We start from the raw sequence: 13,773 nt of genomic DNA on the forward strand, positions 1-13,773 counted from the left end.
AATCGGATAATTCAGGCATACAGCTAACATTTCCCTTCATGGAAAGCCTGCCGTCTCCCGAGCCCCAGGTCTGCGTCGTGGTCATCGGCTACAACGACTCGGCCCATGTGGCCGACGCGGTGCGCTCCGCCCTCGCCCAGGGCGCCGCCGTACGCGAGGTGATCGCCGTCGACGACTGCTCGGTCGACGACAGCCGCGAGGTGCTGCAGCGCCTCGCCGCCACCGCGCCCCGGCTCAGGGTGGTCGCCCGCCCCACGAACAGCGGCGGCTGCGGCACCCCGCGCAATGACGGCATCGACGCCTGTACGTCGCCGTACGTGATGTTCCTGGACAGCGACGACGTGCTGCCGCCGGGCGCCGTGGACGCGCTGCTCACGGCCGCGACCGAGCACGGCACCCAGGTCGCGGCCGGTCTGTGTCTGCGCCGGGAGCTGCCGTCGGGTCGCGAGGTGCCCTGGGAGCCCGAGCTGTACGACACCCCGGCGATCGTCGAGCACCCCGGCCGGCGGCCCCGCCTGGTGCACGACACCCTCTGCGTCAACAAGCTCTACCGCACGGACTTCCTGCGCACCCACGGCATCCGCTTCCCGGACGGCCGCTACGTCTACGAGGACTTCGTGTTCAGCGCGCGGGTCCTGGCGGCCGCGCCGAGGGTCGCGTTGATCTCCAACCCCGTCTACATCTGGCATGTACGCCGCTCGGCCGCCAAGCTGTCGATCTCCCTCGACCGCTCGGGGATCGCCAACTGGCAGGCGCGGATGGACGCGCACCGCGAGGCCGTCGACATCCTCACCGACGCCGGTGAGAAGAAGCTGGCACGGGCGGCGCGCGCCAAGTTCCTCGAGCGCGGTCTGCGGATGTACACGCGCGAGCTCGATCAGCGCACACCGGAGTACCGCGCCGAGTGGTGGCAGCTCACGCGCGCCTATCTGGCCACCTTCGACGAGGCCGATGTGGAGCACGCACCGGCCCCCGGCCGGGTGATCGCACGCGTGATCCTGGCCTCGCCGCACCCCGTGGACCTGCCGCGCCTCCAGCAGGTCGCGGCCCGCCCGGCGCGCCTTGTGCCGCCGTACACGCGCGGGGCGGACGGCACTCCGGTGTGGTCCGAGCAGCTGCCTGAGGTGAGTCTGGAGCATCTGCTCGTCCGGCCGATGCGGCTGCTCCCGCTCACCGTCGACGCGAGTCTGCTGCCGCGGGCGCGGAGCTCGGTGCTCACGCTCAGGCTGTACGAGTTGTACGGACGCGTCGCCGGGGCCGGACCCACGACCGTGGACGTCGAACTGCGGGACCGGGCACGGGTCGCGAGCGGGATGCGGCGGACGGCCGCCTGGCGCGCCGACGCGGATCCGCATGCCCCGGACGGGAGTTGGACCGCCGAGGTGCTGCTCGATCTCGGTGCGCTCGATCGGGGGCACCCCCAGACATGTGTGTGGGATCTGCGCCTGCGGGTGCGGTTCGCGGACGGCACGTATCGCGAGACAGCGGCGCGTGCGGTGGCGGGGCCAGGGGTGCTGCGCCGGACCGCGGTGCGCGATCTGCGGCGAGGGGTGCGCCTGGTGCAGCCGTACGCGACGAGCGGCGGGAACCTCGCGGTGCGGGTCGCGCCCGGGGTACGCGGGGTGGCGCAGGTGGTGCGGCGGCGGGTGCGGCGGGTGCTCAGCCGGTAGCGCGACGGGGCCGCCACCCTTGCGGACGACGGCCCCTTACCCGTACGGGAGACGCTAGTTGCGCGCCGCCTCAGGGTGCAGGCGCACCCAGCCCGCCCACGCCGATGTGATCATGTCGCGGACGTCGTGGCGGGCCTCCCAGCCGAGCTCGCCGGCGATGCGGTCGGCCGCGGCGACCACGCGGGCCGGGTCGCCGGGGCGACGGGGTGCGACCTCCGGCTCGACGTCGTAGCCCGCGACCTCCGTGATCCGGTCGATGAGCTCCCGCACCCAAACACCTTCGCCGCGGCCGATGTTGACCGTCAGGTCGTCGCCGGGCGCGGCGGCCAGTTTGCGGGCGGCGGCCACATGCGCGTCGGCCAGGTCGGCGACGTGGATGTAGTCGCGTACGCAGGTGCCGTCGGGCGTCGGGTAGTCGGCGCCGAAGATCCGCGGGGCCGCGCCCTCGGTGAGCTTCTCGAAGACCATCGGAACGATGTTGAAGACACCGGTGTCGGCGAGTTCGGGGCTCGCCGCGCCCGCCACGTTGAAGTACCGCAGGGACGCGGTCGCGAAGCCGTGCGCGCGGCCGGCCGCGCGCACCAGCCACTCGCCGGCCAGCTTGGTCTCGCCGTACGGGTTCATCGGCAGACAGGGGGTGTCCTCGGTGACGAGGTCGACGTCGGGCATGCCGTAGACGGCCGCCGACGAGGAGAACACGAAGGAGCGCACTCCGCCGGCGGCGACCGCCGCGAGCAGGACGCGCAGGCCCTCGATGTTCTGGTGGTAGTAGTGCAGCGGCAGTTCGACGGACTCGCCGACCTGCTTCTTGGCCGCCAGGTGGACGACACCGGTGACGCCGTGCTCGGCGATCGCCTTGTCCAGCGCGGCACGGTCGAGCACCGTGCCCTCGACGAACGCGACGCCCTCGGGCACCCGCTCGGCGATCCCCGTCGACAGGTCGTCGAAGACGACCGCCTGCTCGCCGGCCGCGGGCAGGGCGCGCACGGCGGGCGGTCCCACGGGACCGGCGCCGCCGGTGATCAGCCAGGTCATGGTCACCCTGTTTCCGTAACGGTTTGTTCCAGTTTGTTCGACGCTAGGCGTGCGCTTCGGGTTCCGCGCGACCCTTCGGGCTCCGGGCGGCAGGTTCAGGCCCCCGGCCCCGGGCCCCGCATCACACCCGGGCCCTGTATCGCCCGCAGTCCCGCCGCGGCGGCGGCGGTGAGCTGGTCCAGGTAGCCCTTCGGCAGCGGGGCGCGCGTCACCACCGAGCGCCAGTACAAGGGCCCCGAGATCAGGTCGAGCGCGAGCTCCTCGTCTACGCCCGCGTCCAGCTCGCCACGGGAGACCGCGGCCTGGACGATCCCGCTGGCCACCGAGTGCTGGCCTTCGCGCAGCGCCTTCTCCAAGGCCTCGCGGATCTCCGGATTACGAGCCGCCTCGGCCTGCAGGTCCGGGATGATCTGGCCGGCCACGGGGTGACGCAGGGCGCGCGAGGTGACCTCGTACAGCAGCCGGAGATCGCCTTCCAGGGTGCCGGTGTCGGGGGCGGGCAGGCCCTGGACGGCGACCGCCGAGACCAGGTCGAGCACGAGGTGCAGCTTGGAGCGCCAGCGGCGGTAGACGGCGGTCTTGCCGACGCCCGCGCGGCGCGCGACGCCCTCGATCGACATCCGGCCGTAGCCGACCGCGGCGAGCTCCGCGAAGACCGCCGCCCGAATGGCTTCGGTCACATCCTCGCGCAGCACCGCGGCCCCGGCCGGAGCCCGGCGGCGGGCGGGCTTGGCCGCTTCATCTCTGGGCGCGGAGGGGGCCGGGTCGGGTGCGGAGGTCGAGGACGTCATGGCCCCCAGCATACGGCCGTGACGACGAAACGGTTGCGTTGCGACGTCGATCCGTCCTACGCTCCACGAAGCGACGATACGGGTCCGTCCCGACGTAAAAGCGAGGTAAGTCAGTGAGTCAAGTGCTCGAGGCGCCGCCGAAACACCCGGCACCGACCCCGACCCCGTCCGCGCAGGAGCTCGCCGCGCGGTACGGGCTCGCCGTGAGCAATGCCCGCCCCTCACTGGGCCGTTACGCCGGCCAGCTGTGGCAGCGCCGGCACTTCATCACCGCGTTCGCCACGGCCAAGCTGACGACGCAGTACAGCCAGGCGAAGCTCGGCCAGCTGTGGCAGGTGATGACCCCGCTGCTCAACGCGGCGGTCTACTACCTCATCTTCGGCGTCCTGATGAACGTCAAGCGCGGTGTCCCGGACTACATCCCGTTCCTGGTCACCGGCGTCTTCGTGTTCACCTTCACGCAGTCGTCGATCATGGCGGGCACCCGGGCCATCGCCGGCAATCTGGGCCTCGTACGGGCGCTCCACTTCCCGCGGGCCGCACTGCCGATCTCGTTCTGTCTGCAGCAGCTGCAGCAGCTGCTCTTCTCGATGATCGCCCTGGTCGCGATCGTCCTCGGCTTCGGACTGCCGCTCACACCCAAGTGGCTGCTCGTGATCCCGGCCCTCGTGCTGCAGTTCGCCTTCAACGCGGGCCTCGCGATGATCGTGGCGCGGCTGTGCGCCAAGACCCCCGACATCGGCCAGCTGATGCCGTTCGTGCTGCGCACCTGGATGTACCTGTCCGGCGTGATGTTCTCGCTGCAACAGGTCACCAAGGGCAAGAGCGTCCCGCACGCGGTCCACTTCGCGCTCGAGCACAACCCGGCGGCCGTCTTCATCGACCTGATCCGGTACGCCCTGATCGACAGCTTCCACAGCAACCAGCTCCCGCACCACGTCTGGGCCTGGGCCCTGGGCTGGGCCCTGCTCGCGGGCGTCGGCGGGTTCATCTACTTCTGGAAGGCAGAGGAGACCTACGGCCGTGGCTGACACTCTGATCACCCCTCTGGTGAACCCGAACCCAACCCCGAACCCGCTCGCCGAGCCCTCCCCCGTACCCGCCCAGCGGACCGGGGAGCGCGTCCCGACAGTGATCGTCGATGGCGTCGACATCGTCTACCGGGTCATCGGCTCGGGCGCGGGACGGGGCAGTGCCACCTCCGCCCTGAGCCGGATCGTCGGCCGCGGCAAGCGCCCCGGCGTGCGCGAGGTGCACGCGGTCAAGCGCGTCTCCTTCACCGCGTACCGCGGCGAGGCCATCGGCCTGATCGGCACCAACGGCTCCGGGAAGTCGACCCTGCTGCGCGCCGTCGCCGGACTGCTCCCCTGCGAGAGCGGCCGGATCTACACGGACGGCCAGCCCTCCCTGATGGGCGTGAACGCCGCCCTGATGGACGATCTGACCGGTGAGCGCAATGTGACCCTCGGCTGCCTGGCCATGGGGATGTCCCGTGAGCAGGTACGGGAGCGCTATGACGAGATCGTCGAGTTCTCGGGCGTGAACGAGAAGGGCGACTTCATCTCGCTGCCGATGCGCACGTACTCCTCGGGCATGAAGGCCCGACTGCGGTTCTCGATCGGCGCGGCCAAGGACCACGACGTCCTGCTGATCGACGAGGCCCTCGCGACCGGCGACGCCCGCTTCCAGAAGCGTTCCGAGGAGCGGATCCGCGAGCTGCGGGCCAAGGCGGGCACGGTGTTCCTGGTCAGCCACAGCAACAAGTCCATCCGCGACACCTGCGACCGGGTCCTGTGGCTGGAGAAGGGCGAGCTCCTGATGGACGGGCCCACCGAGGAGGTCCTCGAGGAGTACGAGCGGTTCACCGGCAAGTGAGCCTCCGGCGGATCCGGGGGCCCGTGACCGGCGTCACCCACGACTCGTAGAACCCAAATAGGACAATTAGCCTCTTCTTGTCGGGGGCAGCCCCTCGCCCCCAGCAAGGAACGCACCCGATGGGACTCACCAGCAAGAAGCTGCTGCTGCTCGCGGTCCTCGTGGCGATCGCGCTCTTCGCGCTCACCATGTGGCTCTGGCCGCGCCTGGCCGGACGCAGTGTCCGGGCCCTGCTCGGCCGCTTCCTGCTGCTCGTCTGCACCCAGCTCGCGGTGCTCTCCGTGGTGCTGCTCTATGTGAACGACAAGTTCGAGTTCTACGCCTCGTGGGACGACCTCTTCGGCACCGAGCAGGGCGAAGGCGTGGTCCAGGAGGTCGGCCCGGGCGGCAAGCTCGTGGCCCTCCAGTCGGACCAGGCGCTGAGCGGCGGCGGCCGCCTCGAGTCCGTGAAGATCACCGGCACGAGCTCGAGGATCGCCGCGGACGCCAAGGTCTATCTGCCCCCGCAGTACTTCCAGAAGGGCAACAAGGACAAGAAGTTCCCGGCCATCCTCGCCATCACCGGCTACCCGGGCACGGTCGACGGGATGATCAACGAGCTGGGCTTCGTGGACACCGCACGCGACAAAGCCCGTACGGGCAAGATGCCGCCCGCGGTGATGATCTTCATCCGGTCGGCGGTGACCCCGCCACGGGACACCGAGTGCGTGGACGTCCCGGGCGGCCCCAAAGTCCTGACGTATTTCGCGAAGGACCTGCCGAAGGCGATCACCTCGCACTACCGGGTGGGCACGGACACGAAGCAGTGGGGCGTGACGGGCTACTCGACCGGGGGCTACTGCGCGCTGAAGCTCCCCATGACGTACCCGGAGAGCTTCACGGCCGGCGCCGCGCTCTCCCCGTATTTCGCGGCGAAGACCGACGACACCACGGGCGATCTCTTCCACGGCGACAAGAAGCTGGAGCAGGAGAACGACCTGATGTGGCGGATGGAGAAGCTGCCGCAGCCACCCGTGTCACTGCTCGTGACCAGCAGCGCCAAGGGCGAATACGACTACCACCACACCCTCGACTTCCTGTCGAAGCTCAAGGAGGGGCGCATGCGGATGGCGCGCATGATCCTGGACGAGGGCGGCCACAACTTCAACACCTGGAAGCGCGAGGTGCCGGCCGCGCTTGTCTGGCTCGGCGACAAACTCGACAAGCCCGCGAAGGCGTGAGGACCGACCCGTGAGGACCCAACGGTGAAGCTCAGTGTGATCGTGACCGGGCCCGATGTGCAGGGCCATCTGCGGGAGTGCCTGGACAGCGTGGCCGGCCAGTCGGGCGCCGAGTCCGAGCTGCTCGTCGTGCCCGCCGACGAGGCGGCCCGGACCGAGTGCGACGGGTATGCCGCTCGCGTCCTGCCCGTGGAGCCCTCCGCCCCGGCGGCCCGGCACGCGGGCGCGGCGGCGGCGAGCGGTGAGTGGCTGCTGTTCCTGGACAGCAAGGACCTGCTGCTCCCGGAAGCGGTCCGCACGCTCGTCGAGCACGCCGACACGCCTGCGGACGTGCTGCTCTTCGACCATGTCCGCGCCTACTGGTGGGACCCCGCGCGCCCCAGCACCGACACCAAGCTCCTGGCCGCGGCCGGTCACGAGGCACGAGGGCTCTCCGCGGCGCCCACCCTGCTCGATGTCACCCCGCTGCTCGGCAACCGCGCGCTGCGCGCCGCGTTCTACCGCGACCGCCTCGACAGCGGTCTGCTCGACGACCCGGCACCGGCCGGTGAACTCGCCACGGCCTACGCCTCGTTGCTGCTCGCCGACCGCATCGCCTGCCTCGACACGGCGCTGCTCGCCGAGCGCCGGCTGCGCCGCGCGAGCCTGCCGCCCCTCACCGCCGAGCAGCACTACGCGCTCTTCGACGAGTACGAGGAGATCTGGGCGCTCGCCGAGAACGCCCCGGCGTCCGTACGCGGGGTGCTCTACGACCGGATGACGGCCGACTATCTGCGGATCATCGCCCGCCCCGGGCTGCTGCCCGAGGAGCTGGCACCCGAGTTCTTCCGCCGCGCCTGCGAGCACGCGGTCCGCTTCCGTCCCGAGGGGCACGCCGCCCCCGACGGGCTGGCCGGAGTGCGGCAGAACCTGCTGGTCAAGGGCCAGTTCGCCGCGTATCGCACCCTGCAGAAGGCCAATCGCAAGCAGCGCGACCTGACGGCGACGCTGCAGAAGAGGAAGCGCAAGCTCGGCGCGAGCGTGCGCCGCCGTCGCTACGAGAAGGCGCGCAGCCGGCCGGTCGACCGGGAGCTCGCCGTGTTCTCCGCGTACTGGGACCGGGGCGTGGCCTGCAACCCGGGCGCGATCGCCGCGAAGCTCGCCGAACTCGCCCCGGAGATCCACCCGGTGTGGGTGGTCGGCGCGGACAAGGTGCCGCTGCTGCCGCCGGGCACGGACCATGTGGTGCCGGGCAGCAAGCCCTACCTCGATGTCCTGGGCCGGGCGGGCTTCCTGGTGAACAACGTCAACTTCCCCAACATGCTGGTCAAACGCCCCGAGCAGACCTACATCCAGACCCATCACGGCACCCCGCTCAAGCGCATGGGCCTGGACCAGATGGACTTCCCGGCGGCCTCGAAGGGCCTCAACTTCCGTGCGCTGCTCGCCCGGGTGGACCGCTGGGACTACAGCCTCTCGGCCAACAGCCACTCCACCCGGATGTGGGCGCACGCCTACCCCTCGCACTACACCCCGCTCGACTACGGCTATCCGCGCAACGACGTGTTCCACCGGGCGACGGCGGCCGACGTACGGGCCGTACGCGCCAAGCTCGGCATCGCCCCCGGCAAGCGGGCGCTGCTCTACGCGCCGACGCACCGCGACTACGAGGCCGGCTGGACCCCGCGCCTGGATCTCGCCGCGCTCGCCGAATCGCTCGGCGAGGACACGGTGCTCCTGGTGCGCGGGCACTACTTCTACGGCGGTTCCGCCTCGCCGCTCGCCCGGCTTCGCGGCACGGGCCGGGTCATCGACGTCTCCGCGTACGACCCCGTGGAGGACGTCTGTCTGGCGGCGGACGCGCTGATCGCGGACTACTCCTCGATCCAGTTCGACTACGCCAACCTCGACCGGCCGATCGTGATCTACGCCGACGACTGGGAGATGTACTCCCGCACCCGCGGGGTCTACTTCGATCTGCTCGCCGAACCGCCCGGCCAAGTGGCCCGCACCCAGGACGAGTTGACCGAGATTCTGCGCGGTGACGCGTGGCGCGACAGCGGCTCCGCCAAGCTGCGGTCCGCGTTCCGGCAGCGCTTTTGCGAGTTCGACGACGGGGCGGCGGCCGAGCGCGTGGTGCGCCGGGTCTTCCTCGGCGAACGGCCCGAGGCCCTGCCGAAGATCATTCCCGTCGAGGACCGTACGCCCGCACCGACCCCGGAAGAAGCAGCCTGATGAGCGCCCTGCCCGATGTGACCGTCACGGTGATCGTCTTCAACGACGCCGACCGGCTGCCCCGCGCGGTGGCCTCGCTGCGCGAGCAGACCCACGCCAACATCGAGATCATCATCAGCGACGACTGCTCCACCGACCACACCCCCGAGGTGGCGCGGCAGCTGGAGTCCGAGGACCGGCGGGTGCGCTATCTGCGCCTCCCGGTCAACAGCGGCGGGTGCAGCGCGCCCCGCAACCGCGCCATGGAGATCGCGCGCGCCCCGTATCTGATGTTCCTCGACAGCGACGACGAACTGCCGCCGCGCGCCGTCGAGTTGCTCCTCGGGGCCCACCGCGAGCGGGAGATCGACTTCGCGATGGGACAGGTCGAGCGGGTCCGCGTCGACACCGGCAAGCGCACCCTGTGGATGCCCGACCTGGTCGCCGAGCGCCGTACGGTCGAAGGCATCGACGCCGAACCGCGGCTGCTCTTCGAGCACCTGTCGACCTCGAAGATGTACACCAAGGACTTCCTCGACCGGCACCAACTGCGCTTCCCCGAGGGCATCCACTACGAGGACCAGCTGTTCTCGGCGCAGGCGTACTGCCTGGCCAAGGCCTTCACGATCGTGCCCGAGCCGGTCTACCGCTGGTACATCGAGCCGTTCGCGGCCGCCGGCGCCGCCTCGATCTCGAATCAGCGCCACAAGATCAGCAACGTACGGGACCGTATCCACGTCCAGACCCTGATCGACGAGTTCCTCGTCTCCAGCGGGCATGGCGGGCTGCGCGAGGACAAGGACTACAAGTTCCTCAAGCACGACTTCCGAATGTACGCGGGTGACCTGCCGTTCCGCGACGAGGACTGGATCCGTTCGTTCGCGGGCGCGGTGGTGCCGTATCTGGAGTCCGTCTCCCCCGCCGCGCTGGCCCGGCTGCCGCGCGCCGAGCGCGTGGTGATCCAGCTGCTGCGCGACGGACGCCTGACCGACGCGCAGATCGCCGCGCGCGGCATGGGCCACGGGGTGGCGCCGCGCGAGACGGTCACCGACGAGAACGGGCGGGTGTACTGGGGCGCGCGGATCCCCGTCACCGAGCAGACCAAGGGCGAACTCGACCTCAGCGACGAGGAGTTGTCGACCCGGCCCTTCACCACCGCGCACTTCCGCCACGAGATCACCTCGGTCGAGGCGGCCGCCGCGGGCACGCTCGACCTGACGGTCCGCACCTACGACCCGGGGCGCCAGCTGGCCGTCGGCCCGCATGTGGCCGCCGTGCACATCGCCCCCGGCGGCCGCCGCCACACCCAGCGCCTCCGCCTCCACCTGGGGGGCCCCGGTGTCTACGGAGGGGCCGTACGCCTCGATCTGTCCGCCGGCGGACTGCCGCTGCAGGGCTTCACGGGCGTCCGTCACCCGATCCTGGAGCTGGAGCAGGACCGTCAGCGCAACACCGGTCTGCTGCTCGCCCCGCTGGAGTTCACGGCGCTGACCACGGTGATGCGGCCCTCGTTCGGGATCGCGCACCGGGTGACGGTGGAGCCCGAGGGGCGGGGTTCCGGGCGGCTTCAGGTGCGCTGGGAGACGGTGGGTGCGGTGGCGAAGGCGCTGCGGCCGATGAAGCGGCGGGCGGGCGCGCTGCGCAAGCTGACGGCGGCGCTGCGCTAGGCGCGTGCTGCCGCCCGCCCCCGCGTTCGCGTCTCCGGAGAATTCACCGTGTCTGTCCTCACCGCCCCGTCCCTGCCCACCCGCGCCCTCGACACCCCCCGCGCGGGCGGCCGGCTGCGTGTACTCGACGGCCTGCGGCTGCTCGCCGCGCTGCTCGTGGTGCTCTTCCACTACCTCCGCGAGGGCGGCTGGTCCGACCCCGCGCGGACCTTTCCCGTGCTCGGCCCCCTCGCCCAGTACACCTGGCTCGGCGTCGAACTCTTCTTCCTGATCAGCGGATTCGTCATCTGCATGTCGGCCTGGGGCAGACCGCTCAGGTCCTTCGTCCGCAGCCGCGTGGTGCGGCTGTTCCCCGCGTACTGGTTCTGTGTGCTCGCCACCGGGGCCGTCCTGCTGCTGCCGGGGCTGCCGTCGGACCACGACCGGCCGACGATCAGCCAGATCCTCACCAACCTGACGATGGTGCAGAGCTCGCTCGGCGTCGACGACGTCGACCACTCGTACTGGACCCTCTGGTCCGAGCTGCGCTTCTACCTGCTCTTCGCGGTGGTCGCCTGGCTCGGTGTGACCCGCAAGCGGGTGGTCGCCTTCTGCTGGGTGTGGACCGTGGCCGCGGTGCTCGCACCGGCGGCCGGGCTGCCGGTGCTCCGCCTGCTCGCGAATCCGCTCTACGCACCGCTGTTCATCTCCGGGATCGCGTTCTATCTGATCCGCAGGAACGGCCCGCGCCAGGGCGCGCCCTGGGCGCTGCTCGGCGTGAACTGGCTGCTTGCGCAGCACAGCATGATCGAGGTGGCGAAGGTCTACAGCACGGACACACAGCGCATGTCGTGGACGGTGTGCGTGGCCGCGGTGACGGCGTTCTACCTCCTGATGGCGGCCGTGGCGCTGGGGTACCTCGACCGGGTCGACTGGCGCTGGCTGACGACCGGCGGGGCGATCTCGTATCCGCTGTATCTGATCCACCAGGCGGTCGGTGTGCACCTCATCCACCTGTGGCGCGAGCAGCTGCCGCCCTGGGCGATGCTGCTCACCGCCGTCGCGACGATGCTCGCCGCGGCCTGGCTGATCCACCGCTTCGTCGAACGGCCGGGCGGGGCGCTGCTGCGGCGGGCGTTCGGCTGAGCTGCGGGCGGAGGCGGCTGGGCTGCGGGGGTTCGGCTGAGCTACGGGCGGAGGCGGCTGGGCTGCGGGGGTTCGGCTGAGCTGCGGCGGGCGTTCGGCTGAGCTGCCCCGGGGCGCGCGGCCGGGACCACGGCCTCAGGCGTCGTCCACGACCCGGTACAGCACCTGCCCGTTCGGCCCGACGGCCACCTTCTCCAGCGCCGGGTCCGCGGCCGGCAGGCCACCGTCGCTGCGCCACTGGAGCACCCAGCGCGCACCGTAGCGGTGCAGTGCGTCGAGGCGCTGAGCGCGGGAGCTGCCCGGCGCGAAGTATTCGGCCACCGTGGCCAGGCGCTGCTCCTGGTCCGGCAGGAAGAAGTCCGGGTATCCGGGCGCGACCGTGTAGGGCCCGTACGCCGGGGCCTGGCGCGCCGCCCGCCCCTTGACCATCACCGTGTCCCCGTACGGCACATGGCGCGTGATCCACGCGTACCCGGCCCACGGCTGCCTGGTCTTCTCCCGTACGGCCGGCGGCAGCGCGTCCTGGCGCACCACGTAGCCGAGCACCCCCGCCTGGGTCCACGCGCCCGCGACCAGGGCCGCTCCCACGACCGCCGCGAACGCGTTGCGCACGAGCCGGGTGCCGCCCGTCACCCGAGCGAGCGCGGCGGCCAGTTGGGCCGGGATGAGCACGGCGGGCAGCGCCCGGCCCCAGGAGTAGTGCCCGGTCAGCCAGCCGGCCGTCACCATCAGCGCCCCGAGCGCGAAGAAGATCACCAGCGGATCGCGGCGGTCCCGCCGCAGACGCAGGGCGAGGGCCGCCACACCGATCAGGGCGAACCCGAAGTGCGGCAGCAGGCCGGTGTACAGCGGACGGTGGATCTCCTCCAGGCCGCCCACGCCGAACAGCCCGAAGAACGAGTAGTACGGCCAGCCGACCAGCAGCACCAGCCCGGCCACCATGCCCGCCCCGAGCCGCAGCCAGACGTCGCGTCCCGGCCACGGCCGCGCGCCGAGCAGCACACCGAGCGCCCCGAAGGTGGCGACCACCCCGGTGAACTGGTGACTCAGCATGATCACGGCCCACAGCAGGCCGAGTCCGATGCTCACCGGCCAACTCGCCGATGACCGCACGGCCTTGGTGAGCAGCGCCCAGAAGTGGAAGGACAGGCCGAGCGCGAAGGTGCTCGGATAGGCGACGGTGAGCGCGAGCGAACTCAGGCCGAGGAAGCCGCTCCACTCGAAGAGGCCGGGGCCCCACAGGAGCAGCACGCAGAGCACGGCGAGGGCGGGTGCGGAGCGGCGCCGCGTGAACGTCCGGACGACATGCGGGATGCCGGTGAGCAGCAGGGCGAGCGAGACGAGGGCTGCGATCCGCAGGACGGTGAACGTGCCGAGCCCGGTGACCTTCGCGAGGGCGCCGAGCAGCAGCATCCACGGCGAGTAGTAGGGGCTGTCACCCGCCGCGTCGACCATCGGATTGCCCGGCGACAGCAGATCCGTACGCAGCCGCTCGATGGTCGCCGCGTGGACCCCGAGGTCGCCCACCCAGGGCAGCCGGACCACGACGAGCAGCAGCAGCGCCCCGATGAGCAGGACCGCCGCACGCGCTACCGCCCGCGCCGCGGCCGAGTCGGCTGCGGGCGCGAGCGGTGGGGACGCTGCGGGACGGTGCGGAGCGGGCGCGGCGGGCCGTTCGGCCGCGGTGCGCGTCACCTCATGCCCGCTGCGCGTCATGCTGGAAGACCCAGGTCCGGTACACCAGGAAACGGAACGCGGATGCGAGCACGATCGAGCCGGCCTTGGCGAGGTTCGAACCGAGCGGTCCGTCCATCGCCATGCCGTGGTACGCCACGTAGAACAGGCCGCTCTCGACCGCGACCCCGATCCCGCTGAACACGAAGAACAGCAGGATCTGCTGCTTGGTGCGCTTGTCGCGGTCCCGGTAGGCGAAGAAGCGGAAGCCGAGGTAGTTGGTGCCCATGGCGATACAGCTCGCGAGCACCGTGGCGGTCATCGCGCCCCAGCCGAGGCCGTGCAGGAGCAGGTTGAAGACGACGAAGTTGACGCCGACGCCACTGCCGCCGACGATCCCGAACTTCGCCAGCTCCTTGCCGTAGCGGACCATGCGGCGCGCACGAGGGCGTGGCGCCGCCTCCGGCAGCGCCACGGTGGGGGTGTCCTGCAAAGTGGTCATCGTGGAGTGCTCACCAACTCG

11 protein-coding genes are annotated in these 13,773 nt (G+C 71.1%); 7 read left to right on the forward strand and 4 right to left on the reverse strand.

Annotated elements, in window-relative coordinates:
- Window positions 1–38 precede the first annotated feature (38 nt).
- Window positions 39–1,670, forward strand: a complete 1,632-nt coding sequence (locus JAO81_RS20310) for a glycosyltransferase family 2 protein (RefSeq protein WP_199549313.1) — start codon at window positions 39–41, stop codon at window positions 1,668–1,670.
- Window positions 1,671–1,724: 54 nt separating this feature from the next.
- Here JAO81_RS20310 and galE read toward each other — a convergent pair whose 3' ends face one another.
- A complete protein-coding gene (galE, locus tag JAO81_RS20315) occupies window positions 1,725–2,705 on the reverse strand; it encodes a UDP-glucose 4-epimerase GalE (RefSeq protein WP_199549314.1) in 981 nt (326 codons plus the stop codon).
- A gap of 95 nt (window positions 2,706–2,800) precedes the next feature.
- Complete coding sequence (locus JAO81_RS20320) at window positions 2,801–3,508, reverse strand: TetR/AcrR family transcriptional regulator (protein ID WP_199549315.1); 708 nt, start codon at window positions 3,506–3,508, stop codon at window positions 2,801–2,803.
- Between the two features lie 101 nt (window positions 3,509–3,609).
- Between JAO81_RS20320 and JAO81_RS20325 the strand changes: the two genes are divergently transcribed.
- The 6 genes from JAO81_RS20325 to JAO81_RS20350 all read left to right on the forward strand — a co-directional run bounded on the left by JAO81_RS20325 (window position 3,610) and on the right by JAO81_RS20350 (window position 11,576).
- The gene (locus tag JAO81_RS20325; RefSeq protein WP_199549316.1) at window positions 3,610–4,527 is read left to right on the forward strand and encodes an ABC transporter permease; all 918 of its coding nucleotides are present in this window, start codon (window positions 3,610–3,612) and stop codon (window positions 4,525–4,527) included.
- A 100-nt stretch (window positions 4,528–4,627) separates the two neighbouring features.
- The gene (locus JAO81_RS20330) at window positions 4,628–5,371 is read left to right on the forward strand and encodes an ABC transporter ATP-binding protein (RefSeq protein WP_307813510.1); all 744 of its coding nucleotides are present in this window, start codon (window positions 4,628–4,630) and stop codon (window positions 5,369–5,371) included.
- Window positions 5,372–5,490: 119 nt separating this feature from the next.
- A complete protein-coding gene (locus JAO81_RS20335; RefSeq protein WP_199549317.1) occupies window positions 5,491–6,591 on the forward strand; it encodes an alpha/beta hydrolase family protein in 1,101 nt (366 codons plus the stop codon).
- A 24-nt stretch (window positions 6,592–6,615) separates the two neighbouring features.
- The gene (locus JAO81_RS20340) at window positions 6,616–8,805 is read left to right on the forward strand and encodes a CDP-glycerol glycerophosphotransferase family protein (RefSeq protein ID WP_199549318.1); all 2,190 of its coding nucleotides are present in this window, start codon (window positions 6,616–6,618) and stop codon (window positions 8,803–8,805) included.
- Window positions 8,805–10,451, forward strand: a complete 1,647-nt coding sequence (locus JAO81_RS20345; RefSeq protein ID WP_199549319.1) for a glycosyltransferase family 2 protein — start codon at window positions 8,805–8,807, stop codon at window positions 10,449–10,451. Before JAO81_RS20340 ends, JAO81_RS20345 begins: the two co-directional genes overlap by 1 nt.
- Before the next feature lie 48 nt (window positions 10,452–10,499).
- Window positions 10,500–11,576: an acyltransferase gene (locus JAO81_RS20350; RefSeq protein WP_199549320.1), complete on the forward strand. Its 1,077-nt coding sequence runs from the start codon at window positions 10,500–10,502 to the stop codon at window positions 11,574–11,576.
- A 135-nt stretch (window positions 11,577–11,711) separates the two neighbouring features.
- On the opposite strand, the gene JAO81_RS20355 is transcribed toward JAO81_RS20350, so the two are convergent.
- Together JAO81_RS20355 and JAO81_RS20360 are read right to left on the reverse strand one after the other, a co-directional pair.
- Window positions 11,712–13,292 carry a hypothetical protein gene (locus JAO81_RS20355; RefSeq protein WP_233415655.1) on the reverse strand — a complete coding sequence of 527 codons (1,581 nt, stop codon included), beginning with the start codon at window positions 13,290–13,292 and terminating at the stop codon, window positions 11,712–11,714.
- A complete protein-coding gene (locus JAO81_RS20360) occupies window positions 13,273–13,752 on the reverse strand; it encodes a GtrA family protein (RefSeq protein ID WP_199549321.1) in 480 nt (159 codons plus the stop codon). The genes JAO81_RS20355 and JAO81_RS20360 overlap by 20 nt, the downstream gene beginning before the upstream one ends.
- Window positions 13,753–13,773: the final 21 nt, after the last annotated feature.

Origin of the sequence: Streptomyces sp. N35, from assembly GCF_016464295.1 — a bacterium.
In the GTDB taxonomy this organism is placed as follows: domain Bacteria; phylum Actinomycetota; class Actinomycetes; order Streptomycetales; family Streptomycetaceae; genus Streptomyces.

Excerpts from the sequence above, each read along its gene's own strand:
- galE (WP_199549314.1), bottom strand. The coding sequence starts at position 2,705 with ATGACCTGGCTGATCACCGGCGGCGCCGGTCCCGTGGGACCGCCCGCC.
- JAO81_RS20360 (WP_199549321.1), bottom strand. The coding sequence starts at position 13,752 with ATGACCACTTTGCAGGACACCCCCACCGTGGCGCTGCCGGAGGCGGCG.
- JAO81_RS20345 (WP_199549319.1), top strand. The coding sequence starts at position 8,805 with ATGAGCGCCCTGCCCGATGTGACCGTCACGGTGATCGTCTTCAACGAC.
- JAO81_RS20320 (WP_199549315.1), bottom strand. The coding sequence starts at position 3,508 with ATGCTGGGGGCCATGACGTCCTCGACCTCCGCACCCGACCCGGCCCCC.
- JAO81_RS20355 (WP_233415655.1), bottom strand. The coding sequence starts at position 13,292 with ATGACGCGCAGCGGGCATGAGGTGACGCGCACCGCGGCCGAACGGCCC.
- JAO81_RS20335 (WP_199549317.1), top strand. The coding sequence starts at position 5,491 with ATGGGACTCACCAGCAAGAAGCTGCTGCTGCTCGCGGTCCTCGTGGCG.
- JAO81_RS20310 (WP_199549313.1), top strand. The coding sequence starts at position 39 with ATGGAAAGCCTGCCGTCTCCCGAGCCCCAGGTCTGCGTCGTGGTCATC.